Annotated in this window: 19 protein-coding genes and 1 pseudogene; 10 read left to right on the top strand and 10 right to left on the bottom strand. The window is 61.9% G+C overall.

What is annotated here, in order from left to right:
- Positions 1 to 17: 17 nt before the first annotated feature.
- Together EBN1_RS01435 and EBN1_RS01430 are read right to left on the bottom strand one after the other, a co-directional pair.
- Positions 18 to 719, bottom strand: coding sequence for a VIT1/CCC1 transporter family protein (locus EBN1_RS01435; protein ID WP_011236137.1), 702 nt, complete (start codon positions 717 to 719; stop codon positions 18 to 20).
- Positions 720 to 885: 166 nt separating this feature from the next.
- Positions 886 to 1,215, bottom strand: coding sequence for a hypothetical protein (locus tag EBN1_RS01430; RefSeq protein WP_011236136.1), 330 nt, complete (start codon positions 1,213 to 1,215; stop codon positions 886 to 888).
- Between the two features lie 624 nt (positions 1,216 to 1,839).
- Here EBN1_RS01430 and norV point away from each other — a divergent pair.
- Positions 1,840 to 4,503, top strand: a complete 2,664-nt coding sequence (gene norV / locus EBN1_RS01425; protein ID WP_011236134.1) for an anaerobic nitric oxide reductase flavorubredoxin — start codon at positions 1,840 to 1,842, stop codon at positions 4,501 to 4,503.
- A 225-nt stretch (positions 4,504 to 4,728) separates the two neighbouring features.
- Entirely contained in the window at positions 4,729 to 5,196 is a 468-nt protein-coding gene (locus EBN1_RS01420; protein WP_041645489.1) for an Rrf2 family transcriptional regulator, read from the top strand.
- A gap of 46 nt (positions 5,197 to 5,242) precedes the next feature.
- Here EBN1_RS01420 and EBN1_RS01415 read toward each other — a convergent pair whose 3' ends face one another.
- Complete coding sequence (locus EBN1_RS01415; protein WP_011236132.1) at positions 5,243 to 6,079, bottom strand: DODA-type extradiol aromatic ring-opening family dioxygenase; 837 nt, start codon at positions 6,077 to 6,079, stop codon at positions 5,243 to 5,245.
- Positions 6,080 to 6,164: 85 nt separating this feature from the next.
- Here EBN1_RS01415 and EBN1_RS01410 point away from each other — a divergent pair, with 85 nt between their 5' ends.
- The gene (locus EBN1_RS01410; RefSeq protein WP_011236131.1) at positions 6,165 to 7,265 is read left to right on the top strand and encodes a DUF3616 domain-containing protein; all 1,101 of its coding nucleotides are present in this window, start codon (positions 6,165 to 6,167) and stop codon (positions 7,263 to 7,265) included.
- Positions 7,266 to 7,587: 322 nt separating this feature from the next.
- On the opposite strand, the gene EBN1_RS01405 is transcribed toward EBN1_RS01410, so the two are convergent.
- From EBN1_RS01405 to EBN1_RS01385, 5 genes and pseudogenes are all read right to left on the bottom strand, one after another.
- Entirely contained in the window at positions 7,588 to 9,159 is a 1,572-nt protein-coding gene (locus EBN1_RS01405) for a recombinase family protein (protein WP_197531845.1), read from the bottom strand.
- A gap of 357 nt (positions 9,160 to 9,516) precedes the next feature.
- Positions 9,517 to 9,789 (bottom strand): hypothetical protein, encoded by a 273-nt coding sequence (locus tag EBN1_RS01400; RefSeq protein WP_157866559.1) that lies wholly within the window; start codon positions 9,787 to 9,789, stop codon positions 9,517 to 9,519.
- Positions 9,786 to 10,358, bottom strand: coding sequence for a hypothetical protein (locus EBN1_RS01395; RefSeq protein ID WP_011236128.1), 573 nt, complete (start codon positions 10,356 to 10,358; stop codon positions 9,786 to 9,788). Before EBN1_RS01395 ends, EBN1_RS01400 begins: the two co-directional genes overlap by 4 nt.
- Positions 10,359 to 10,755: 397 nt before the next feature.
- Positions 10,756 to 11,346, bottom strand: coding sequence for a JAB domain-containing protein (locus tag EBN1_RS01390; RefSeq protein WP_011236127.1), 591 nt, complete (start codon positions 11,344 to 11,346; stop codon positions 10,756 to 10,758).
- A gap of 489 nt (positions 11,347 to 11,835) precedes the next feature.
- Positions 11,836 to 12,807: pseudogene (locus tag EBN1_RS01385) on the bottom strand (IS1595-like element ISAzo7 family transposase).
- 296 nt (positions 12,808 to 13,103) lie between these two features.
- On the opposite strand from EBN1_RS01385, the gene EBN1_RS01380 reads away from it, so the two are divergent.
- Complete coding sequence (locus EBN1_RS01380; protein ID WP_041645484.1) at positions 13,104 to 13,376, top strand: hypothetical protein; 273 nt, start codon at positions 13,104 to 13,106, stop codon at positions 13,374 to 13,376.
- A 413-nt stretch (positions 13,377 to 13,789) separates the two neighbouring features.
- The gene (locus EBN1_RS01375) at positions 13,790 to 14,275 is read left to right on the top strand and encodes an OmpA family protein (RefSeq protein WP_011236124.1); all 486 of its coding nucleotides are present in this window, start codon (positions 13,790 to 13,792) and stop codon (positions 14,273 to 14,275) included.
- 606 nt (positions 14,276 to 14,881) lie between these two features.
- Here EBN1_RS01375 and EBN1_RS01370 read toward each other — a convergent pair.
- Positions 14,882 to 15,695 (bottom strand): IS5-like element ISAzo24 family transposase gene (locus EBN1_RS01370; RefSeq protein ID WP_076611219.1). Its coding sequence is split into 2 segments (ribosomal slippage): positions 14,882 to 15,358 and positions 15,360 to 15,695, totalling 813 coding nucleotides; the frame shifts between segments, so codons are not numbered across the junction.
- 299 nt (positions 15,696 to 15,994) lie between these two features.
- Between EBN1_RS01370 and EBN1_RS01365 the strand changes: the two genes are divergently transcribed.
- The 4 genes from EBN1_RS01365 to EBN1_RS01350 all read left to right on the top strand — a co-directional run bounded on the left by EBN1_RS01365 (position 15,995) and on the right by EBN1_RS01350 (position 21,758).
- Positions 15,995 to 17,038: a hypothetical protein gene (locus EBN1_RS01365; RefSeq protein WP_011236119.1), complete on the top strand. Its 1,044-nt coding sequence runs from the start codon at positions 15,995 to 15,997 to the stop codon at positions 17,036 to 17,038.
- A complete protein-coding gene (locus tag EBN1_RS01360; RefSeq protein ID WP_011236118.1) occupies positions 17,016 to 18,542 on the top strand; it encodes a hypothetical protein in 1,527 nt (508 codons plus the stop codon). Before EBN1_RS01365 ends, EBN1_RS01360 begins: the two co-directional genes overlap by 23 nt.
- Positions 18,543 to 18,964: 422 nt before the next feature.
- On the top strand, positions 18,965 to 20,800 hold the full coding sequence (locus EBN1_RS01355; protein WP_197531844.1) for a reverse transcriptase domain-containing protein: 1,836 nt from the start codon (positions 18,965 to 18,967) through the stop codon (positions 20,798 to 20,800).
- Positions 20,801 to 21,062: 262 nt separating this feature from the next.
- Complete coding sequence (locus tag EBN1_RS01350) at positions 21,063 to 21,758, top strand: helix-turn-helix domain-containing protein (protein WP_241762787.1); 696 nt, start codon at positions 21,063 to 21,065, stop codon at positions 21,756 to 21,758.
- A gap of 394 nt (positions 21,759 to 22,152) precedes the next feature.
- On the opposite strand, the gene EBN1_RS01345 is transcribed toward EBN1_RS01350, so the two are convergent.
- A complete protein-coding gene (locus EBN1_RS01345; protein WP_197531843.1) occupies positions 22,153 to 22,728 on the bottom strand; it encodes a TetR/AcrR family transcriptional regulator in 576 nt (191 codons plus the stop codon).
- 135 nt (positions 22,729 to 22,863) lie between these two features.
- Here EBN1_RS01345 and EBN1_RS01340 point away from each other — a divergent pair, with 135 nt between their 5' ends.
- Positions 22,864 to 24,096, top strand: coding sequence for a glycosyltransferase (locus EBN1_RS01340; RefSeq protein WP_011236114.1), 1,233 nt, complete (start codon positions 22,864 to 22,866; stop codon positions 24,094 to 24,096).
- The last annotated feature ends 176 nt before the right edge of the window (positions 24,097 to 24,272 follow it).

The raw sequence follows: 24,272 nt of genomic DNA, 5'->3' as shown, positions 1-24,272 counted from the left end.
GGTCGTTCGTCACCGCCTCAAGCAACCGCCCCGAACAGCGCCCCGACGCCGGCAGTGACGGCCATCGCGAGCGCGCCCCAGAACGTGACGCGCCAGGCCCCTGTCGGCACGGAGGCGCCGCCGACGCGGGCGGCAACGGCGCCGAGCAGGGCGAGGAACGCGAGCGACGTCCCCGAAACCCACGCGATCAGGCCCTGCGCAGGGGCCAGCGCCGTCACCGCGAGCGGCAGCGCTGCTCCGACCGCGAAGCTCGCGGCCGACGACAGCGCGGCCTGGACCGGCCGTGCGCTCAGCGTTGCGGAAATTCCGAGTTCGTCGCGCGCGTGGGCGCCGAGCGCGTCGTGTGCCATCAGCTGGTCGGCAACCTGGTGTGCGAGACCCGGTTCGAGGCCGCGCGCGATATAAATCGCGGCCAGCTCGCGGTGTTCGGCGATGGGCTGCCGCTCGAGTTCGGTGCGCTCGCGCGACAGGTCGGCATTTTCCGCATCGGCCTGCGAATGCACCGATACATATTCGCCTGCGGCCATCGACATCGCTCCCGCCACCAGTCCGGCGACACCGGCCACGAGGGCAGCCCCCTGACCTGACCCGGCAGCCGCGACGCCGACCACGAGGCTGGCCGTCGAAACGATGCCGTCGTTGGCGCCGAGCACGGCAGCACGCATCCAGCCGAGGCGATCGGTGCGGTGACGTTCAGTGTGGCGTCGCGCGAACTTCATGATCGGCACTCCATAGGCGTCGATCCGTACAGCATGGCCGCTACAGAGGTGCCGTCAAGCCTGGGGTGAATTTCCGGCCCGCGCCGCCTGTCCGTCTTCACGCGTGAAACCGGCAAAATCCGGCGGCGTTATCGGTTTGGCTTACGAGGAGCGCGGCTCCCCGACGTCACGGCCACTGATAGAAACTGGCGTGCCGCCGGAGCGCTTCCGGGTCGTTCTGAAAGGCGATCAGCTCCTGATGGACCTGGGCGCGCGTTTTTCCTTCCGGGCCCGCGGGCGTCTTCATGTCGAGCACCCAGACGGCTTCTCCTTCGACACGGCGCCACCCATTCACCACCGCTTCGTTCTGGAATCCGGCGGTCGCGTGCACAACGTGATTGTGCGACGCCGCTTCGGCCCCGATGCGCACCGGTGCCGATGAAGAATCGGCGATGGCGACGGAGGCGCCCAATGCGGCGACAAGAGCGACGCCTGTATTTTTCAGATATTTCTGCATTTTTAGCTCCGAAGATAATGTCACAATTAACATGATTGTTGGCGCAATTCAGTTGCGTCGTGATTCAGAATAAGAGCTGCCGTGATTGCAAGCTTTGATTTAGATTATTTTTTGCAAATCAGGATTAAACCGTCATGGCATCATGGAAATTCGCCCATAAACAGGCGGGGGAGTCATGTTGCGGGAAGGCGCGAAAATACCCCTTTCGGCTTCACGGGGAAAAAACGATGATCCCGCAAGGGGATTGATGATGTGTAAATAATGACGATGGCTGGGCCATGGCCGAAATTGACGAGGGTCAATTTAAATCCTTGCAGATTTCGGCTATGGGGAAAGAGGGCAGAAATTAATTCAATTTGAAGTTGCAAGGAATATATATCTTCTGATAGCCTGCAATCCTTGCTTTCGGCAGGGCTGCAAGATTTCAGTCGTAGCTTGTTGTAGCGTGAAATCGGTGCTTTAAGCGGTGTATGGGCAGAATAACGGGGGCATACTCATGTTTCTGTTTCATGCCGTTAAATGCAAGTTGATACGATAAAGAAGCATATAGCTTATTTATTAAAAATTCATGGGTAGCACCCTGTGTTTCAGGGGCTGGCACCTTTATATAATCAGGAGCGTGCGATGTCGTTTGCTGTGAAAAGTAATATCACGTGGGTCGGAAAACAGGATTGGGAGCTGCGGGAATTCCATGGTGCCGAATACTCGACGCACAAGGGTTCGAGCTATAACAGCTATCTCGTGCGTGAGGAAAAGGTCGCGTTGATCGATACCGTGTGGAGCCCGTACGCACAGGAGTTCATCGACAATCTGGAAAAGGAAATCGATCTTCACAAGATCGACTACATCATCGCGAACCACGCCGAAATCGACCACAGCGGCGCATTGCCGGCATTGCTGGCGAGGATTCCCGACACGCCGATCTACTGCACAGAAAACGGCGTCAAGTCCCTGAAAGGACATTTTCACAAGGACTGGAATTTCAAAGTCGTCAAGACCGGGGATACGCTGGATCTGGGCAATGGCAAGCAGTTCGTATTCGTCGAGGCCCCGATGCTGCACTGGCCGGACAGCATGATGACGTACCTCGCCGGGGATGCAGTGCTGTTCAGCAATGACGCCTTCGGCCAGCATTACGCCAGCGAGCAGATGTTCAACGACCTCGTGGACCAGGAGGAACTGCGCGCCGAGTGCCTCAAGTATTATGCGAACATCCTGACGCCGTTCAGTGCGCGTGTTGCCGCGAAAATCCACGAAGTGCTGTCGTTCAAGCTGCCGCTGGAAATGATCTGCACGGCCCACGGAGTCATCTGGCGCGACAATCCGGCGCAGATCGTCGAGCAGTACCTGGCGTGGGCCGACGATTACCAGGAAAACCAGATCACGCTGATCTACGACACGATGTGGAACGGCACCCGGCAGATGGCGGAGGCGATCACGAAAGGGATTCGTTCGGCCGACCCGTCGGTGGAAGTGAAGATGTTCAACCTCGCCATCTCGGACAAGAACGACGTGCTGACGCAGGTGTTCAAGTCGAAAGGCATTCTGGTCGGCTCTCCGACCGTCAACAACGGCATGCTGCCCCATGTCGCGGCGCTGCTCGAAGAAATGCGCGGCCTGCGTTTCCGCGGCAAGCACGCGGCCTCGTTCGGCAGCCACGGCTGGGCCGGCGGCGCCGTGGACCGGATCGCTCAGCGGCTGGAGGAGGCGGGCTTCAAGGTCAGCGGCGGGATCGAAGCGGTCTGGAAGCCCACCGACGGCGCGCTCGACGAATGCCTCGCGTTCGGCCGGCGCGTTGCGCAGCAATGGCGTGGCGATTACGTCCCTGTCGAGGCCGGGGATAGCGCTCCTGCGTCAGCGTTCGCCCGACAACCGGTCCGCCCGGCCGCAAAGCCCGTTGCAGCAGCGACTGCGACCCCGAACGTCGCGGAGGCTGACGGCGGTTCGATGAGGTGCCGGACCTGCGGCTGGGTTTATGACCCGGCCAAGGGAGAATCGGGGCAGGGCGTCCATGCCGGCACGCCATGGTCCGAGGTGCCGGAAACGTTCCTGTGCCCCGAATGCCTCCTCGGCAAAACCGAGTTCGAGCCCCTGCATCCGCGTCGGGACGGCGCGGCGGACGCTTCCCGGGGGGACGGACTGCAGCCCGCGCCGGTCGTGATCATCGGCGGCGGCAGCGCCACTTACCAACTGGTCCGGGCTTTCCGCGCACAGGATCAGGACACTCCGGTGCTGGTGATCACCGCGGACGCTGGCGCGGACTATCCGAAGCCCCAACTGGTCCATGGCTTCAGCCGCAAGCTCGGGCCATCGGATCTGGTGCAGCGTTCACCAGAAGAGCTCGCCCGCGAGTTCAACGTCACGATCAAGACGCATACGCGGGTGGATTCGATCGACGCCGAAGCGAAGACGATCAGTTTCGCGGGCGAAATCCAGCCTTACAGGGATCTCGTCCTCGCGCTCGGTGCAACTCCGTGGATCCCTCCGCTCGAAGGAAACGCTGTCGATCGGGTGATCACGCTGAACAATCTCGCGGACTACGAAACGTATCTGCACCAGCTCTCGCAGGGAAAGCGGGTGCTGGTGATCGGAGCGGGCCTGACCGGCACCGAGGTTGCGCTCGATCTGGCCGAAGGCGGGCAGCAGGTGTGGCTGACCGACATCGCCCCCCGTACGCTTGCCAAGGTGTTGCCCGAGTTCGTCAGCCAGGAACTGGAAGCCAGGCTGGTGCAGAAAGGGTGCCGGCTGCATCTGGGCCAAAACATCGTGTCGATCGACTCGAGCGCCGGAGGGGCCACCGTGCGGCTTTCGGACGGGGAAACGTTTGAAGTGGATACGGTGGTGTCGGCGGCGGGCGTGCGGCCGCGCACTGAACTCGCGGAGGCAGCCGGCCTCCAGGTCAATCGGGGAATCCGGGTCGATCCGCAGTTGCAGAGCAGCAGCGCGCATATCTATGCGCTGGGCGACTGCGCCGAGATCGAAGGACGGGTGCTGCCGTTCATGCATCCGCTGTCGCTGGCGGCCCAGGCGCTGGCGAAAACGCTCGCTGGCGAGCGCACCGGGTTGCGCCTGCCGGCGATGCCGACGATGGTGAAAACGCCCGCGATGCCGATCCAGGTCGGCGGCGTGACGGTCGCCGACGGCCTTCAATGGACGGTGGATGCCGATGAAACCGGCCTGACGGGCAAGGCGGTCAATGACGAGGGCGAACTGGTGGGATACGTCGTGACCGGCAAGCATCTCGGCAACGGCATGGCGCTGCTGCAACAGTTGCCGGCACTGCTCTGAGGCCCGTTAGCGCTATCGACGATCGCTGCGTCGCCTTCGGTGACGAGCAGAAACAGAATGCGGGCGGCTCGAAAGGGCCGCTCGCTTCCTCATAAGCTGCATGCCAGATACACCTATCGATGGCCACGTGCTAATCTGTCGTGTACGGCCGATTGCCCGGTCCGTCCCGTTTGGGTCTGCCAGCGGGAGGAGGGCAGAAGTGCCGGGACATGCGAAGAGCCCGCGATGCAACTGACCCGATACACTGATTATGCGTTCCGTACGCTGATTTTTCTCGGACTGCAAAAACCCGCCGAACTGGTAACGATCTCCATCGTGTCGGAGCATTTCGACATTCCCCGCAATCATCTGGTCAAGATCGTGAACCACTTGGCCAGGCTGGGCTACATCGAAGCCCTGAGGGGAAAAGGCGGCGGCATTCGCCTGAATCGTCCGGCGACGAAAATCAACTTGCGCACCGTGGTCGAGGCCGTCGAGGAGACGCTGACGCCGATAAACTGCCACGAGCCGACCTGCCGAATCCTCCCGTCATGCCGGCTGGTTGGCATCATGGACGAGGCGCAGGAAGCGTTCCTGGCAGTGCTCGGGAAATACAGCCTGAGCGATCTTCAGCAGGATCCGCAACGTCTGGAAAAATTGCTCAGGTGGTTTCCTCCTGCACAAGAACGGAGTGCGCACGTCGCGCACTCCTGAACCGGGCCGCGAAGCGATTCCCGCGGGCAGCAGTCGTGTCGTCGCTTCAGCCGAACCGGAAACCGGAAAGCGTGGTTTCGAGCACGTGATCCGAGAAGACGCGCTGACCACCGTCCTCGCCGGCGGCACCGGCGACCACCATCAGCGGCAGCAGATGCTCTTCGGCCTGCAGCGGGTGCGAAAGACGGGCCGAAGGTGCCTGCGCCCAGTCGACCAGCGCCTGATGGCGAGACTGCGGCGGCGCCTCGACTGCCCCGGTAAGCCAGCGATCGAACTCGTCGGACACGGGCCCGAAACGGGGGTCGCCGTAGCCGCGCATGTTGTGAAAACTCATGCCGCTGCCGACGATCAACACCCCTTCGTCACGCAGCGCCGCGAGCGCCCGACCTGCCTGCAGGTGCGCCAGCGGGTCGAGACCCCGGCGTAGCGACAGTTGCACCACCGGAATATCGGCAGTCGGGAACATCAGCTTCAACGGAATGAACATGCCGTGATCGAAGCCGCGGTGGGCGTCCGTTTTCGCCGCGAGCTGCGCCTCGCCGAGCAGCGTGGTGATCCGCTCCGCGAGGCGGGGGTCGCCACGAGCGTCATAGCGCAGTTCGTACGTGTGCGGCGGGAAACCGTGGTAGTCGTAGATCAGCTCCGGCCGTGCGCCGCTGGTGACGCTGAACACGGGCTCCAGCCAGTGCGCTGAAACGAGGAGCACGGCTTGCGGGCGTTGCGGCAGGGTGCCGGCCACGCTCTTGAGGAAGCCCGCCATCGCGTCCCATGCCGTGGGCGGGTTCCAGTCCATGAAGAAGCAGGGGCCGGCACCATGGGGAATGAACAGGGTCGGCATCCGGGAATCGACGCGCGCGGGGACGGCTTGCGTAGTTGCTGACATATGCGCCACTCTCCTGGGGAAACGCAAACGCTGCAAAAGTACCACTTGCGGCGCCGTACGGTTGAATCCTGCTGAGGTGAAACTCATGCCCAATTCACGCATCGGCAACGCGGTACGTCTGGAATTCTCGCCGGGCTCGCTCGTCCACACCAACCTCTCGGGGGCCGCTTTTTCGGGAGACTGGTTGTGGGTCGCAGGCGATGAAGCCTGCGCCATCGATCGTCTGCGGCGTCTCGATCCGGTCGGTGCCGAAGCGCTCCGGTACGGCGATCCTCACAACGTTTCCCTTGCCGACCTGCTGGACCTGCCCGGCGAGCCCGATGAAGAGGCCGACCTGGAAGGGATGGCAGTCGTCGACGGCTACCTCTGGGTAGTCGGCTCGCACGGGCTGAAGCGCAAGAACCCGAAAGTCAGCCGATCGCATGCCGACAACGCGAAGCGGCTCGCGAAGGTGACGCTCGACGCGAACAGAAGAGTGCTCGCGCGCCTTCCGATCGAGCCAGATCGGGACGGCGTGCCATGTCTCGTGCGCGAGGCCAGGGACGGGCGTCGCGCGCAGAAGCTCGCCGGTGACGCCCGCTCGAACGAGCTCACAGCGCTGCTCGACGATGACCCTCATTTCGGACCGTACCTGGCCATCTCCGGCAAGGATAACGGCTTCGACATCGAAGGGCTGGCAGTGGATGGGAAGCGGCTGTTGCTGGGGCTGCGAGGCCCCGTGCTGCGAGGCTGGGCCGGTTTGCTCGAGATCGCCGTCGAAGCGCACGGCGAAGACTTGCGGCTGGCTCCGCTCGACGACGGCGACACGCTCATCCGCAAGCATTTCCTGCAACTCGAGGGCCTCGGCATCCGCGACCTGCACTTTTCCGGAGACGATCTGCACCTCCTCGCCGGGCCGACAATGGTGCTCGACGGCGACATTCGCGTGTTCAGGTGGGCAAACGCCCGTTCCGTGCTGGCCGAGAACCGCGAGCCGGTGCATTTCGAAGCGGCCGTGCCGCAGCGACTGTCGCTGCCGCACGGACGGGGCGTCAACCGGGCCGAGGCCATTTGCGCGGTGCCGCGTGAGCTCGGCCTGCCCGCGCCGGGATGGATCGTCCTCTACGATTCGCCCGGCCCTGCGCGCAAGGACGGTGAATGCACGGTGTTCGGCGACCTGCTGCTCCGTCGTACGGCGCGCCGCTGAGCTGGGCAGTTTCCTGTCAGAGGCCCGCGAGATGCGGGAAGCGCGCGACGCGAAAGTTTCCTGGCGAGCCGGTTACGCCATCGAGCTGACGTAGTGTCGATGACGCGAATTGGCAGATCATGAACATGCCTGCATCAGCCATTCGAAGGACCTTTCCTTGCCAGCGTTCTTGCGAAAGGGAGGGTGACGGCAACCAGCAGCACGTTGAGCAGCGAGCAAGTGCGGGCGCCGCGCTCGGCGCACCCCAAAAGCAAAAAACCCAGCCACCGTGAAGTGATTGGGTTTTCTGTACTTTATTGGTTGCGGGGGCAGGATTTGATCGTTATTTCACCAAGCAAAAAAAAACCGGCTCCGCCAGTTCGGCAGTCAGCGCACCGTTTTCCGGAATAAGGCGGACTTCGCCGCCCACGATCTTGCGGATCGCCTCGCGTGCGCTGGTGATGTCCTCGACCGCTTCCAGTCTGGCCACCAGGTCGCGGTAGATCTCGCGGGCCCTGGGTAGGATCTGCGTCGGCTCGAAGCGCTCGATCGCGGTAAGCTCGGCCTGCGCATCGGCGGCCTGGCGCTCGGCCTCCATCAGTGCCGCCTTGGTGGTGGGGGTGATGATGCCAGCGCGGATCGCCGCCATCAGGTTGTCGAGCTCCTTGTGCGCGTGCGCAAGCTTCCGCTTTGCGACGCCCGGGTCAGGCTTGGCCTGCTTCAACAGCGCACATGCCTCCGTTTCGAAGGCCCGGTAGGCCTCGTCCGAAAGAAGCGAGTCTTTGATGCCGGCCAGCAGTACCTTTTCGATGGTCGCGCGCCGCACCTTCAACCGGTTCTCACACACCGACGGACCGCGGTTCTTGTGCGTCGCGCAGCCGTAGTCCGTGCGCCCCTGGATCACGAACGCTCCACCACACTCACCGCACTTCAGGAGCCCGGAGAAAAGGTATTTCGGCGCACGTCCGCCAGAGCCCTTGCCGGCTTTCCGTTTTGCCGCGGTGTTACGCTTCACCGCCCGGGCGCGCGCCTCGCATGCTCTCCACAGCTCGTCGTCGACGATCTTGAGTTCGGGCGAGTCGATAATCACCCACTCGGACATCGGGCGCAGCGTGCGCCGGCGCCGGCCGGTTGCCGGATCCTTGATCCAGGCGGTGCGGTTCCACACTTGGCGGCCGTTGTAGATGGGATTGCCGAGCATGCCCACGCCCTTGCTGTCGGGGTAGAGCGCAGAGTGCGCCCAGGTGCCGCCACGGGGGCTCGCAACGCCCCGACGGTTGAGCTCGTCGGCGATCTGTCGTGGACTCGCGCCCGCGGCATAGCGCTCGAAGACGAAGTGGACCCAGCGCGCCTGCTCCTCTTCGATGAGACGGCGGTGGCCATTGCCGTCAAACTCGCTTCGGTACCCATAGGGCAGACCTCCCGCGCTGTAGCCCTCCAGCGCCTGGCCCATGAGGCCGCGGTGCGTCTTCTTCGCCAGATCGTCGAGGTACCACTCGCTCATCAACCCGCGAAGGCCCGTCTCGAGCTTGTAGCCGTCGCGACTGGTGTCCGTTCCGTCCGACACGCCAATGATGCGGATCCCGGAGAACTTGAGCCGGCGCACTGCTTGCGCGCTCTCAATGTGGTCCCGCGACAGGCGCGAGAGGTCATCGACCAGCAGCACATCGAAGGCACCGAGCTCGGCCGCCTCGAGCATCGCCTGGTACCCGGGACGATCGCTGCGCGAACCTGAGACCGCCTGGTCCTGGTAGAGGACCGGGGCCTGCCAACCCACGCGCTGGCAATAGACCTCGATGTTTCGGAGCTGGTCGCGGATCGAGGTCTCGCGCTGAGCGTCGGACGAGAATCGGCAGTAAGCGGCGGTTCGCATCTGAAATAGCTTATCGGGTTGCCCGCCGGCTTTGAACGGCACGATTTGAACGCTCTGGCTCCATGCCGCGCGGCTTCTTGCGTTGTGGTGTCAAATGGTCCCGAACAGCCTGCCGTGCAATGAGGCGAATCAGGGCGAGGTGGGCAGGGGTGAGCGCGCTCATCCGATTCACTCCTTCGGCGCCGGCAGCGATTTCGCCGCCGTCGCGTGCTCGAGGACGGTCTTCCCGCTCGGCGGCAGGAACTGCTCCAGGAACGCTCCTCCGTGCGTGAGTAGGTACGCGCCGACCCGCCGGAGCAGCGGAGCTCGTTTCAACGCCTCGATGTGACAGGTTCTTCCACTTGTCGGGGCGAGTGGCAGCGTTTTGTTCGCCATGTGAGGTAGCGCTTTGTTGCCGACTCATTCGCCGACCCTCCTGCCAGCAGCGTTGGCGCGGCGGCGTGTTCGGTGGCGACCGGCTTGAGCCGAAGTTCTCAATTCGGCGCTTCCATTGCCCGGGAAGCTGCCGCCCGGCGTACGTTGAATCACCTCCTCGCTGGCGCAGCCGGGCTTTTGTCGGGGCGGTGCAGCCAGATTGAAGTGGTTGACGCGACCGGAGGTCGACCACCCGAAGTGGAAGCGGTAGATCCGTCGAGCGCCGCCGAAACCGACCGGGGTGTCGTCGCGCCTCATGTCACGCCCTCCTCAGGGTGGCGGCGCCTCGGATCAGCCTGGGGCCGCAGCTCGTAGTAGCGATCGATGAAAAGGTGCTTCGCGACGATCGGCGGAAGCGGCTGCAGCTTGAGCGACAACGGCCGAACCTGGAAGAGGGCGGGGCACAGGCTGTCTCGCGGTCGCTCGAGGTCGCGTTGTTCGGTGGCGCGAAGAATGAGATCGGCATCCCGGACCGAGGAAGGCAGGGCGCCCGAGACCCCGAACTTCACCCGAATCGCCGCGGTGGTACGGCCGTTCGTCTCGCGGCTCGCCAGCAACTGCCGGAGCGCTTCCTCGATATCGAGCAGCAGGGCGGGGAGGGCGTCTTGAGCGGGGACCATCACGCTCGCGAGATAGTCGTGCTGCGCGAGCGAGTAGAAAGTCTTCGTCTGGCCTGCGAAGCACCACGTCGTGGCCAGTACGTGCGCGATGTCTTCGATGCGCACGCGATCGGCCGGCATGGTGGCGTTGCCAGGGTCGGTCGCGGGGCGGATCTTGCCGTGGGCGATACGGCGCGCTGCCCGTAGGCCGGAGTAATCGTGCTTCATGTCCTTCTCCTTGCTGAGGTTCGTGGGTCCGGGCGCCGGCCTTCGGTCCGATGAGCAGCTCATGGACCGGCGACGCGTAAGGATTCGGGACGATGTTCGAGCAGCGCAGGGCGCCGCTCGACGAGCAAGGAAAGGAAGCGAGAGCGTGCTAGAAGACGGAGCTAGGGATCCGCGCGTCTGTGGATGCGGCAGGATGCCGATCGGCCAGCGTGTTCAATCTAGTGCCTCGGCTGCGCGTTGGCAAGGAGGCGTGGTGACGGGATGTGCGGTGACGGTCGTGGAGGATTGTTGGGCGGCGGAGCCGCTTTTCTCAGGCATCGGCCGCCTGAGAAAAGCGGCCACGTGCAAGGTGCAGTGGCCGCGCGAAGCGCGAGGAAACCTGAGCTTCGGTGCGCGTCTAGAGAAGACCCCGCTCGGCGAACGAGACCGTCGAGTGCCCGGCAACGACGAAGTGGTCGAGCACCCGCACCTCGACCATCGCGAGCGCAGAAGTGAGCGTTCGCGTGAGCAGTTCGTCCGCGAGCGACGGCTCGCAGGCGCCGGACGGATGCTGGTGCGAAAAGATCACGCCGGCCGCGCGAAGCTCGAGCGCCCGGCGCACGATCTCGCGCGGATAGACGCTCGTTTGCGTCAGCGTGCCGCGAAAAGCCTCTTCGGCGAGGATGAGGTGGTTGCGGGCGTTGAGATAGAGGGCCACGAAAACTTCGTAGGGTCGCCCCGCGAAGAAAGTTCGAAGGAACGGCTTGACCACATCGGGGGCGTCGAGAACGTCCCCCGCGGCAAGCTGCTCGGCAAAACTGCGCTGCAGAATTTCGAGCGCGCTGGACAATGCGTCCCAAGCTGGCGTGCGGGGCTCGCGGGCGAACTCGACGACCCGGCTCCACGAGCCGCCGCAGCTTTCCCAGACGTCCTCGGCCTCGGGGCCGAAGAAACGCTCGAGCAGGGCGGCATCCGCGAGCGAAGTAGGCGAAGCGTAGAAGGGCAACATCGGCGTCTCCTTGGACAATGCGGAGAGCCGTCTCTCCGTGGGGGAGGAACTCCCCACGGGATTGAACATGAACCTACGAAGTGACCCCGAGCCCGAAAGCCGTTCCGGTTACAGGGGCTGACCGGATGCCGTGCAGTCTTTCGACCAGACAGAATATTCATAGGCGCGGCAGCCGACCCAGTCAAGACGTTTAGCTCGCCTGCGGCGCCTCGACGTGCTCGCGCGTCGCTTCCTGCGCGCCGAGTCACTCTCAATCATCGGCCAATCGAGAGGCTGCAAGGCGACCGCGATCCTCCATAGCGGGCCGTAGACATTCGCCCCGGCCGAAAGAAGAGGTCGCGCGTAGAACATTCCATTCTCGTAGTGGAGTGCGCCGAACTCGACGGTTGCAGGATCAGCTCGTTAGGAGACAAATTCTCGAACGTGGGCGATCGGCTCTTGAAGAGGCAGAAAGACTGTACGAAAATAAGGAGTATCCACTTAGCTCCATTAAGCCTGAGGTGGTCGCCGTTTCCGTGCAACATCGGCGTACGTTACAGGTGGAGTCCGCACAGCCTGCTCCATCAGCCGGTAGAACAGCATGCCGCGTGAGCGCGAGGCGCGGCGGTTGAAACGGAACACGAATTCATCCAGGTAGAAGTCGAGCTGGTCGGGCTGCACTGAGCCTTGGTGCGTACCGAGAATCCACCGCTTCACCAACGACGCGACCCGGTGGACGCCGGGCATTGCGACATGGGCCGCATCCTCCGCGCCGAGCATGACTTTGCGCTCGTGCCCATATCCGAGCGACTTCAATCCCAGATAGGCAGCCGAGCCGTCGGTACGCACGACGGCCGCGGCGTCGCCGGCTTCCTGAACGAACGGAATTACGCTCGCAGCACTATCGTCGCTCACCCGGCGCAGCCGAATTCGCCCGAACCCCTTCGGCTGGTGGATTTCCACCGCCATGACGACCAGGACCTTGGTGGTCTTGCTCTTGCGCCCCGCGGCCGTAAGGGGTAACTGCCGGTCGGTGAGGGCCAAATAGGTTTCATCGACTTCGACCAGCCCATGCAGTTTTTCGCGCTCCGGGCGCACCATGGCTCGGCGAAAGCGGCGCAGCATCGTCCACGCCGTCTGGTAACTGCCTCGGCCAAGCACCCGCTGCAAGCCGAGGGCACTCACGCCCAGCTTCTGGTTGGTTGCATACCAAGCCCCCGCCAACCATACGCGCAACGGCGTGCGCGTCTTCTCGAAGATCGTGCCGGTCGTGACCGACGTCTGATGCCGGCAACTGCGGCACATCAAGCGTCCCCGACTGGCGCGTTACGGCGGCTCGACCACCCCACACGCCGGACAGGTGAAACCGTGCGGCCAGCGAAGCCGCTCGACAAAGGCCATGCAGGCCTCCTCCGTCGGGAACCAGTCCAAGAACTCGTTCCACGTTCGGGGGTAGTCCATCCCTGCAACCGGAGCTATCATATATATAAATATACAGCACTCCGGGGTCGGTGGAGCTAAGTGGATACCCCCTACGAAAATACAGTTCATAGGAGCCCCGCCATGATGAACACTGATCCTCGTAACGCCCCGCACGCCGTTTGCCCCTATTGCCATACCTCGGTTCCGATCAGCTCGTTCGAGCATGCGCAGTGCGGTCAGGCGGTCTGCCGGGTGTGTCCGGAGTGCGATCAAGCGCTCTTCCTCGCGGGCCCAGCGGCGGGTTCACCGCCGGTTGAGCGCAACGGCGAAGCAAGTGGCGACGACGCGGGGCGGGCGTGTTCGACGTGCGCGTGATGCGCCGCGATGGCGTGCGTTTGGCGCGCGACGAGGCGGCGAGTCAGACCGAGCACTCGGGAGAGTTCGTCCTGGATGTAGCCAACGGCGCGCGCCGGCTTCGCCTCAAGAGTCCGTGGACGAGCGGCTACGCGCCCGTGGAACTCTACGAGCCGGTGCTGATCAGCGCCCGCCATGGCGTGCAACTGTGGCGCGGCTATGAGCGGGTGGGTGAGCGCGGCGTGGTGCAGGAATGGATGGTGCGTGCCCGGTAAGAAAGTGTGCTGCTGCCGACAGGCCTGAGCCGGGGGGCGATTCCGCTTGGGGGATGAGGCAAAAGTGGGCCGATCCGAGACGAACGCGTCCGTCAAATCCGATAGCCCTTGCCCATGATGAAATCGAACGAAGAAACGTGCTCTACGGGTTTGCGGCGTCATAAAGGCCAATGGCCACTACCATAGGTGTGGCACCGCCCCAACGATCGCCGTGCAGCCCGAAGTCCGCCCGGTTCTCCTTCCGTCACCACGCTGCGGCTGAAGCTGGCAAGTGGCGATGCCTACGGCCTGCGAACGAAGCTGCCGATCTCCACATTCGGAATTCGCCATGAATAACGGTGACCGCACGGGATTGGGCTAAACTCTCGCCCGACCCCGGCTGCACGGGACAACCCATGACTGGAGCTTAGGACATGTTCGATCAGGAAGACGGCGAACTCAACGTCGTCATCGGTGTACTCTTCGGCGTCATAGCGCTTGTGATCGCGCTGGTCATCGGACTTGGAGCCTGGACGCTGCGTGCGGCCGATGCGGAACCGGCGTTGGCCACGACGGCAGGCGGATTCGTTGAAGTTGCGGAAGTCGGCGAGCCGCTGGTGAAGTTCTACTTTGGTGTCGGCGAAACGGCGCTGCCCGCGAACGCGTCGGCCGACTTGGCGACCGTCATCGCCGCACTGGAGGCGGCGCCGGAGAAGAAGGCGCTGCTGTCCGGCTTTCACGACGAGACCGGTGGCGCCGCGGTGAACGCCGAGGTGGCGAAGAACCGCGGGCTGTCGGTGCGCGAGGCGCTTCTGGCTGCCGGCGTGCCTGCCGAGCGCGTGCTGCTGCGCCGTCCGGCCGTCACGTCGGGTGGTGGTGACGCCGCCGAGGCGCGTCGCGTCGAGGTGCGCGTGCAGTAAGCGGGATCCATTGCGCAGCACACGGAGCAGCCGGGGACTCCCCGGTTTTTCGCGTGTCGGCGGGGAAGTGCCTGACAGGCCGGAACAACGCCTCGCCCGGGACCGGAAACGAGAGATCTTCCTCTTCACCCCCTGCGGCGAGGCGACGGAATGCGGCGGCACCGGAGCTATCTCGAGCGAGTCCAGAAGTCGGTTTCTTGCTCTACGTCCGGTCACCATTTTGATCGCCGCGGACGTCCATGGATCGGATTGTCAATGTCCGTTCCGGCCCAGGACCGGAAGTGGGCCTCAGTTGCCGGCCAGCCCGCGCAGATTGAGCGGCGGCAGTGCTGAGGCGGATTCACCCGGGGGACGCAACACATTAGAGCCTGCGCCTGCAGGCCTTCGTGCAGCGTCTGACCAAAGGGCAGGTGATGAAGTACAGCGGCCGTTGGAGACGATTGGTCGGAGACGCCTCCTCGGCCGAAGCTGCCGGCCAGCGCCCACGTTTCAGCGGCCGCAGTATTTTCGACACCTGCCGCCCAAGGCTCATACCGTGCCAGCGGCCGGTATCGGAATGCTCGAATTCACTGCATCGGCCCACAAGCGCCGTTCGGGCTTTAAGAGTCAGTGACAAAACCGTTGTACAAAGCGCCACGCGATGATCGAACAAGCGAGCAGGAGAAAAGCCAAGTGAATGGCGGAGCGCTTGTCGTACCGGATCCGAAGGCGTCGGAATCGATGAAGCCAGGAGATCGTTCGCTCGACCACCCAGCGGTGTCGGCCGAGGCGCTCCTTGGACTCGATGCCGCGCCGGGCGATGCGATGAAGGATGCCCTGGCGGCGCAGGTAGTCACGACAGAAGCGGAAGTCGTAGCCCTTGTCAGCGTGAAGCTTGTGAGGTCGCCAGCGGGGCCGGCCGCGCTTTCCGGCGATCGCTCTCGCGCCGTCGAGCAGCGGAATGAAGACTTGGCTGTCGTGGGTGTTGGCCGCCGAGAGCGCCACGGCCAGCGGCAGGCCGTTACGGTCGACCAGCAAGTGATGCTTGGTGCCGAGCTTGCCGCGGTCGGTTGGGTTTGGGCCCGTGTCTTCGCCGCCCAGGGGGGGAAGGGACGCTCCCGGCGTCCACGGCGGCCCTTGACCAGTCGATCTGATCGGCCTGATTCAGATGGGCCAGCAGCTTCTGGTGTAACGCCGCCCAGACTCCGGCCTCCTGCCATTCCTGCAGGCGACGCAGGCACGTCCGGCCGCTGCCAAACCCCAAGTCCTTGGGCAGCTTGTTCCACGGAATACTGTAGGTCAGCACGAAGATGATGCCTTTGAGCGCCACTCGGTCGGGTATCCGCGGCCGGCCGCCGTCGATCGACGGCGACGGATCGTGTTCGGGCAACAACGGCTCGATCTCCGCCCACAGCGCGTCCGGCAAAAGCTCCACGGCCATAGCTGCACTCCTTCAACGCCAAAGCCATTGGACCTGACGCCATCAACTCAGGTTTCGCCATGACAGTTCTGGCAGAGGCTCTAAAGCAGGTGGTGAAGCCTGCGCGATTCACTCCTCCTCGGCTCCAAACGCTGCCGAGCAGTGTCGCATCACGCCGGTATAATATTCACCCCCGCTGCCGCTTGCGGTCGGAGTTCACCATAGGGAAGCTGGCGACGGCGCTCTCGGCTTGCAAGCGAGGGTGGAGAACATAATGAGGATGTATCAGTCCTCGCCACACCAATAACGGGGGAATGGACTTGGGTTTCTTTACGGACGAAGAGGTCGGCTCACTTCATATCACCAGCATGATTCTTCACGTGGTAGGTGATGGCGCCTTCTCACCGCAACCGGCGCGCGCAGTCGAGCATGAAGAATTCTTCATTGATCGAATTCGTGATACGGACGTATCTCCGGTCTACAGCTTCAAGGAAACCTCTAATACAAAGGGGCAGATTGAACTGATTGCAACTGGTGCAGTGAGCTTCGAGGAAGGAGCTCAGGCGCTATCGCGGGAGTTTTCGCGTTTGCACGTGGGCAGTAGCCGTGACGGTGCGTTGTTTATCTTTGAGCTGTCCACACATGACCCAGTGACAAAGATATACAGTTTCGTGAAGTATGATTACCGCGAGGCGATCGAGCAAGCCGCGGTGGATGAAGGTGGCCTGTTGCGACGAATAGTCACGGCGTTCATCGCCGATAAAAAGGCGATTCAGAAGTCAACCATCGTGCGTGTGGTTGGCGGCGTCGCAGAGTTGCCCATCTCCGCCCGAGATCGGATGAAGTCCTCTCCGGAGATCGGTGACTACTTTGCCACCTTTCTCGACGTTTCCAGAACGCTCAGCGATGAAGATTTGAACAAGAAGACTATCGAAGTCCTGCGAACGACGCTGACTGCCTGTAAGGAACTGCTTCCTGAGCAGGACGTCCCTAGTGCATTTCGGCGAGCGCAGGGAATTCTTCGTGACCGCCAGGAGATAAATGAGGCAGCGATAACGGACGCGGTACTGGCAGCTGCTGGCAACCCTGAGGATGAAGAGGTCAGGAGTACGATACAGTCAACCACTCGACGTAGGATTCGTGTGGCCAAGCTTGAAGGGCTAGAGTTCAGACCGGACAGACAGGTGCTACGGCGAGCGCCTCTTCGTAAAGTTCGCACAACGGAAGGGGTAACACTGACTTATCCGGATGATGCAGAAGGGATTACCGTTCGGCGTGAGAGACTGGCTGCCGGTGCGGAGAGGTTTACGATCGAAACCGCCTGCGTAACGGAGGACAAGCTTGTCCGTGATCCTGCTCGCTGAGCTGCTCGATCGATTGAGCACCGATGAAGCCTTCATTAGAGAGTCTGAGAATGACATCTCGGTGTCGGGCTTGGCGACTAACGCAGCTAAGAACATTATTGAAATATGCAATGAGCTGGGTTGGAGCTTCGATCTGTATGACAGCGCAGGGACGGAGTGGCGGGATAATGAGCTACTTCAGGATTTCGGGCCGTATCGGCTACGGCTCCGAAAGCCATCTTTTGGTGGCGATGCGCTTGTATTATTGACCAATACTGGTCTTGCTGAGTGGCTCAGAGTTGGTCACACCGCTGTCAATTGGCAAGTGGCGAGACTGACACAGCGGATAGTCACCCATGCGAGGGTGCTCCAATCGTGGGGTGAAGTAGAACCATATCAACCTTCAGCCAATACTAAGAGCCCTCGCTCTTTGGTCCGTGAGTTCGGCGCAGAACGATTGGCGCCAGAGGATGTTCGCCCATGGCTTCTCCGAGAGGAGGTAAGTTCCTCATTTGAGGATCCGGCTTCCAAAGTCTGGATGAGGGCATCTTCACTTGCTCTCCTCAACTCGCTGGCTGACGAGATCGATCCGATAGATAAGAAGTTGAAGTTCAAGGGGCCTCCTAAGCTTTCTATCAGCGTGCCCGCTGAACGCGCTAGCTTGGCCGATGATATCGGCGTTGATCACTTTAATAACCTTCAGCGTGCCGCGAGCTGGGTTTTTGAGAACGAGCGCGAGGCAGAACTGCGCCACGGTTTGCTGGCAAATGACATTGCTCGTTCCGCTGGCGGCAATGGTGATGATTTCCAGTGTTTCATTAGCAATATTTCATCTTCACTTGATGGAGCGAAGGTTGCCTATCAAGTATCACTCTCAGATCTTGGGCGCGATACGCTGAAGATGTTGGCCGATCTGCGAAAGGCCGTGACGGAGGAAACCGCCAAGGTTACCGACGCGACGAGACAGCTGGTAACCGCGGTCGCCGGCGCGTTGGCGATCAGCCTTGGCCTTATTGCCGCCCGCGTTAGCACCGCAGCAAGCTATGAGTTGATTGTAGCGGTAATGGCCGTTGTGGCTGCGTACGTCGGGGTGGTTATCTATTCTGGCTACGGTTTTATACAGCTCCAACGCCAGTTGAGGAGGGATTGGCAGCCGCGGCTGTACCGTTTTCTGCCGCGATCTGAATACGAGAGCATGGTCAGTAAGCCCGCCAATCGAGCGGAGCGCACTTTCTTCAAGGTGGCGTGGGGAGGGGGCGTTGGGGTTGCAGTACTAACAGCCATCGTAATTTTTGGTTGGTGGGGTAGAGGTGCAGCAACCGTCAAAACGGTTGAACCCTCGCCTGAGATACCGGCGCGGGCGGTTCCAGATGCGACTAGCGATGTAGGTCGATCTTCGGCGGCCAGCGGTAGCGCGGCGGATGATGGCAACCGGAAGGATGTTTCCAGTGAGCCGGCTAGGCCCGCAAGCGTCGGAGGGCGTGAGCTGGACGTGAAGCCGAAAGATGCCGTCCGCCCAAAGTGAGCATTTAGGTTTGGGCGACCATCATGCTGCTCGGCGTGCCGTTCGTGCCATTCCTTTGATACTATGAGTTTTTCCTATCCCTAGTTCGGGCCCCTAATCACATCCTTGCTATGTAAGAAAAGCGCCGCTTGGAAAGTTGCATCTCGATTGCGCCAGCCCTTACAATCGCTCGTCGCCCCCTCCGGAGCTTAACCGGGCCCACGTTAACGTAGGCTTCCCACGAGGTAACCCCGCGCGGTTCGCCGATCGTCGCTTAGCAATATTGCGCGATCCACAGATACAGGAGAAAGACGGACGGGGGCGGCATCCCCCAACTTCAACACGCGCAACGGGCTGCTATGGCGATCTTGCTGAGCTTAGACCAGATTGTCGAGGCACTGGTCCGGAGTGAGCCAGCCTCATTCTCACGAGACGTGCTTGGCATGCCGTACGACAGCCTGAAGGCGATCATATACCCACGCCCGCCATATAAGAGTTTCACTATCAAAAAGCGGGACGGCTCGGACCGCACGATCTTCGAGCCGCGCAAGCGGCTTAAAGTCATACAGTTGAAGGTGCTGGATTTCCTTCAAAAGCGCTCCACGCCATTGAAGCCCGCGGTGCATGGGTTCGTCGCCAAGCGCAGCATCCTTACCAACGCACAGGTGCATTGCTCCCCGAAGAATCACCACATCTTCAACATCGACCTTGAAGACTTCTTCCCAAGCATCACCTTCTACCGCGTCCGCGGGGTGCTTTTGCACCACCCGTTCAAGTTCTCACACGAAGTTGCGACCGTCATCGCGCACATCTGCACGCTCGACAAGACGCTGCCGCAAGGGGCTCCGACCTCACCCTTTCTGTCCAACCTCGTATGCCGGACGCTGGACCGCGACCTGACTGAGCTCGCCCGCCGTTGCCTCGCGCGATATTCCCGGTACGCCGACGACATCACGTTTTCGTTTCGCACCCGTAAGACGATCAAACTGCCGGCCGCGATCTGCTCCGTCGATAGCGACGGAGACACAGTGATCGGAACAGAACTGCACGACATTATCGTCAATCAGCATCACTTCAAGATCAACTCTGCGAAAACGCGTCTTTGCGACCGGAACCGACGAATGGAGGTAACAGGGCTGACGATAAACCAGTTCCCCAACGTCCCGCGTGTCTTCATTGATCGGATTCGCGGTGCGTTGATCGCTTGGGAGAGCCATGGCTACGCAGCGGCGAACAAAGTGTGGAACGAGCGAGTGACGGCCGCAAGAAGCGGCGCCTACGAAAAGAAGCCGTGGAAGCGTCAAACCCGGCGCGGTCAGGTGCCCGACCTAAAGAACGTCTTGTGGGGGAAGTTGCTCTACTTGCGCATGGTGCGCGGCAAGGATGACTTGATCTATACCCGGCTTGCCGAACGCTACAACAGCGCGGTACTGATCACCGCCGCTACTGGCACGTTCACGGCCCCCAAACTGCCGGTCGAACCCGTCGTGCGTGACAAAGAGACGGCACGGGACGCCTGCTTCGTCGTGGAGTGGATGGGTGATTATGATGAACCGGGAGTCGGAACCGAGGTCCCGATCAGTCAGGGAACCGCTTTCGTCTACCGCGAACTGAACCTGCTCGTCACCTGCAATCACGTACTTGAATGGCAGAACGGCGAAGAGGGGAAGTTCCTTGCGCAGATCGACTACGAAAGCCCGTTCCTCTCCGACAAGGCCTTGAAACTGATTCAGCCGGGAACGAAGAAGTCATGGGACGCAAAGATTCTTTACCGGAACGAACAGATGGATTTTGCCCTGCTCGCCTTCGAAGACCCACCACAGCACCGATATTTCTCTGCGATGGACAACCCCATCGAACCCGGTGCGAAAGGATTTCTCATCGGCTACCCGGCGTGGAAACAGTGGAACTTGGCGGACGTCAACAGTCAAACGGTCCTGAACAGAACATCGCCACACGCAGGGATGAACAGTTTCACGATCACCGGCGCAGGCAGCATCCGGCCCGGCAACAGCGGAGGCCCGTTCACCGATGACCGCTTCCGAGTTGCGGGCATGGCTCAACGCGGAGCGTACATGGGCGATGGGCATGACGAAAACTTGTGCATCGAGATCATCGATGAGCTAATTGCAGCATACAAAGCATCGCTGGTCGCGCCGGCGGTACTCGTGCCCGCAGCGAGTGCAGCTGCGCCTGCCTCGCCTGCGACGGCGGCGCCCTCTGCGAAACCGACCGCACCTCCACCCGCTCCGACTCCGCCACCGCCGGTTATGCCCTAAACGTCTGCGCGCGGATTAGGTTACACCGCCGTCTAATCCGCCGTTACCTCCGGATGAGACCCGGAGATCTGGCAGCTGACAATCCGCGGGAAAAATAGCCGCCGCTCAATCAGTGCGGATTGGCCGCAGGAACGGCCGAGTAGCACGCATAGGAAGCCAAAGCTCCACTTTGGACCCGTGTCGTCGTACTGTCGTCCTGCTGTCGTGTTGCCGTTCATCGATGCGATCCACACTGCTTCCATCAAACAACCGATGGAGAACGATGATGTCTGTTAATGACAAAGCACAACGATCCCGCCTACTCACGCCGGAAGAACTGGGCATGGTGGTGAAGCTTCACCGTGAGCTACGACAGTGGTCGCAAGAGCAACTGGGCGAGCTTTCTGGCCTGAGCACCCGAACCATACAACGCGTGGAGGGTGGCAAAGCCTCTGACCTTGATACACGCAGGGCTTTGGCACGAGCCTTTGAGATCGAGGATATTGACGCGTTCAACAAGCCCTACGTCATCCCGACCGAAGACGAATTGAATGCGTCGAAGGAGAAGTTCGACAAGGAAAACATCACGCTGCAGGCACTGCCGCTAAGCACAGGAAAAGAGCTGGCCAGCCTGGTGGAATTAGCCTCAATGGACCTGTCTACACCGGCCTTCGAATTGTGCCGTGAAGCCGACGAGTGCTTCGCTGAGTTGGTTGACTACTTCCGAGATTATAGGGATTGCGCCGACATATACTCGCAGCGGGACAAGTTTTCCATCTACGACGTCCTTCAAGAACACATCGACGCGCTCGACGCACTTGGGGTGTCACTGCGATACGCAACCCGCAAAATGGTTGTTAAAGGTGGTGTGCCGGATGCGAAGCCAATGCCCGTCACAGTGCTTTACGTGATTGCATTCCCACGGGGAAAGGAGCCGACGGAGTTCGCAACTCCTCGATCAATGCCTCTTCGATGGTGAGTCGCCCCGGCTTTCATAGATATGCCAAGGACTGCTCTTGGATTCAGAGCCGTCCTTGTCTTGAAGGGGGTCAAACGTCAGCATAGGCCGAGATGCTGAAGTACAGCATCCGGCAGGTCTCGGGGCGAAACAGCCCCTCGAAAGTCTGTCGTCGAGAGAAGGTGATCGACCGGCCGGGGCCGGGACTTGCCGTTCGGCCGGTACTGGACGCGGCAGCCCGTACGCAAATTCGTTCGAGCGGCCGCTCTGTCCGCCTCCGACGGACTGCGCCCGGACCACCCGTGCAGTGATCGATAACCTTAAAAGTTGCCATAAAGGACCGGGATCCCGTTAGCCCCCGAATTGCCGCTTTGACATGCTCATAATGTAAATTCCGCGGCTTTGCAGGGGAATACTACTGTCGCCTTGCAGCGCAGGCACCATCGACGAACAGCGATACCACTGTCGTGAACTCCTGCTTCAGATCGAGCCGCCGATCCGTGATCCAGCGCATCAGCGCGCCGAAATACAGGTAATGGAAATAGATCGCCAGTTGTTCGGCCGGGCGTGTCGCATCGAGTTCGCCGCGCTGCTGGGCCGCAGCGATCAGCAGCGTCCACATCTGCACCATGTCCCCGCTGTCGGCGGGTTTGTCGGCGGTTTCGGCATTCGGCTCGAAGCTGGCGAACTTGTAGCGGATATAGGGCAGCAGATAGTCGGGATGACGCTCGCACCAGGCAGCCGACTCCGCCAGTAGTGCGGAGACGTTGGCACGGAACGGAGCGTTCAGGTCGAATCGTAAACCGCGGCCGGCAAGGTCGCGCGCCAGTTCCCGTTCCAGCAGATGCGCCAGCACCGCCTCCTTGGCCGGGAAATACTTGTACAACGTGCGCTTGGAGACCTGGGCGGCGGCGGCAATCTGCTCCATCGTCACGGTCATGTAGCCAGCGGCTTGAAATAATTCCCCCGCAGCAGCGGCAATGCGTTCCATCAGGTGCGCCTTCTTCAGCGGTCGCCGGCCGCTCGCGAGCACCTTGGTAGGGGTTTCCAGATCGGTCAGAGAGATCATGGCCGAGAAGTATAAAGGACGCTAAAGTATACGACGTATACTGTTTAGGGCGTTTCTATGAAACTGCTGATCCTCACGTACGGCACGGAAGGCGACACCCGGCCGCTCGTCGCCGTTGGCCACGCGCTGCGCAGGAGCGGCCACGCTGTCCATCTGCTCGGCGATGCGCGCGCCCTCGGCTCGGCCAAAGAACTCGGCCTGGCCAACTCGGCGCTGCCCGGCGACGTCCGCCAGTTGTTCTCCGAATGGAGCCGCCACGGACCAAAAGGCACGGCCAAGGCACTGGTGGAACTGACCAACGCCAACACCCGCGCCTGGACGGTTCAAACCTTGGCGGCTGCCGAAGGCTGCGACGCCATCCTCACGTCCGGCCTGGCGGGCTTCATCGGCCTATCGGTGGCCGAACGCCTGAGCATCCCGGTCATCGGCAGCGGAATGATTCCGCTCACGCCTTCGCGCGAGTTTCCTTCGCCTTTCCTGCCCGCCGCTCTGGTGCCACGCTGGCTCAACCATGCCAGCCTCCGGGCAACGAACCAGTTGCTCTGGTTTGCTTTCAGGAAAACCCTGAATGAAGCGCGCCAGAGTGTGCTCAGGCTGCCGCCGCGTCGAGATCTGCCGATCGAACATCCGATGCTCTACGGCATTTCACCGACGATCCTGCCGCAGCCCGGAGATTGGCCGGCCCACGCGCGCCTGTGCGGCCAATGGCAGACGCCGGTCGCCGATTTCACGCCACCGCCCGAACTCACCGACTTTCTCGACGCCGGCCCGCCGCCAGTCTATGTCGGCTTCGGCAGCATGGCCGGGATAGATGGGCAACACATGGCAGAAACGCTGGTGACTGCGTTGGCCGGCCGCCGCGCACTTTTCTACCCCGGCTGGAGCGGCATGGACGACGTCGGGCTGCCTGACAACATCCTGCGTATCGGTACCACCCCGCACGACTGGCTGCTCCCGCGCACCAGCGCCGTCATCCATCATGGTGGCTCCGGTACGACCCATTCCGCCACCCGCGCTGGCAAGCCGTCCGTCGTCATCCCATTTGCCGGCGATCAAGCCTTCTGGGCCGAACGCCTGAATCGTCTGGGCGTCGCGCCGCCAGCACTCGATGCGGCGAAGCTGGAGGCCGGGCTGCTGGGGAAGGCGATAGGCTTTGTCGAAGGCGAGGGGGTCCAGAAGCGGGCAGCGCAGCTTGGCGAGCAGATGGAAAAGGAAGATGGGCTGGGCACCGCCGTAGGCGAGATTGAGAAACTGATCAAGGGTTCGTTTTGTGTGGCGATGCGCACCTGATCCGACGGCTTGCCGAGTGAAATCGTCGTTTTGACGACAACTACCAAGCGGACAAAATTGCGCCTCTGGCCGATACGATCCCTTCGGAACCGCTCCAGCAAGCAGCCGCTCGGCGCCTGGACGATTTGCGCCGAGCGGGCGCCTGCGGGGCCTATGCCGGCAGGGAAGTATCGGCC

Origin of the sequence: Aromatoleum aromaticum EbN1 (genome assembly GCF_000025965.1) — a bacterium.
GTDB lineage: Bacteria > Pseudomonadota > Gammaproteobacteria > Burkholderiales > Rhodocyclaceae > Aromatoleum > Aromatoleum aromaticum.
Note: the sequence above shows the minus strand (reverse complement) of the source record. Positions and strands in the feature narration are given on the sequence as shown.

Excerpts from the sequence above, each read along its gene's own strand:
- EBN1_RS01395 (WP_011236128.1), bottom strand. The coding sequence starts at position 10,358 with ATGAAGCACGATTACTCCGGCCTACGGGCAGCGCGCCGTATCGCCCAC.
- EBN1_RS01415 (WP_011236132.1), bottom strand. The coding sequence starts at position 6,079 with ATGTCAGCAACTACGCAAGCCGTCCCCGCGCGCGTCGATTCCCGGATG.
- EBN1_RS01375 (WP_011236124.1), top strand. The coding sequence starts at position 13,790 with ATGTTCGATCAGGAAGACGGCGAACTCAACGTCGTCATCGGTGTACTC.
- EBN1_RS01400 (WP_157866559.1), bottom strand. The coding sequence starts at position 9,789 with ATGAGGCGCGACGACACCCCGGTCGGTTTCGGCGGCGCTCGACGGATC.
- EBN1_RS01345 (WP_197531843.1), bottom strand. The coding sequence starts at position 22,728 with ATGGAACGCATTGCCGCTGCTGCGGGGGAATTATTTCAAGCCGCTGGC.
- EBN1_RS01350 (WP_241762787.1), top strand. The coding sequence starts at position 21,063 with ATGATGTCTGTTAATGACAAAGCACAACGATCCCGCCTACTCACGCCG.
- EBN1_RS01390 (WP_011236127.1), bottom strand. The coding sequence starts at position 11,346 with ATGTTGCCCTTCTACGCTTCGCCTACTTCGCTCGCGGATGCCGCCCTG.
- EBN1_RS01435 (WP_011236137.1), bottom strand. The coding sequence starts at position 719 with ATGAAGTTCGCGCGACGCCACACTGAACGTCACCGCACCGATCGCCTC.
- norV (WP_011236134.1), top strand. The coding sequence starts at position 1,840 with ATGTCGTTTGCTGTGAAAAGTAATATCACGTGGGTCGGAAAACAGGAT.
- EBN1_RS01340 (WP_011236114.1), top strand. The coding sequence starts at position 22,864 with ATGAAACTGCTGATCCTCACGTACGGCACGGAAGGCGACACCCGGCCG.
- EBN1_RS01430 (WP_011236136.1), bottom strand. The coding sequence starts at position 1,215 with ATGCAGAAATATCTGAAAAATACAGGCGTCGCTCTTGTCGCCGCATTG.
- EBN1_RS01355 (WP_197531844.1), top strand. The coding sequence starts at position 18,965 with ATGCCGTACGACAGCCTGAAGGCGATCATATACCCACGCCCGCCATAT.
- EBN1_RS01410 (WP_011236131.1), top strand. The coding sequence starts at position 6,165 with ATGCCCAATTCACGCATCGGCAACGCGGTACGTCTGGAATTCTCGCCG.
- EBN1_RS01420 (WP_041645489.1), top strand. The coding sequence starts at position 4,729 with ATGCAACTGACCCGATACACTGATTATGCGTTCCGTACGCTGATTTTT.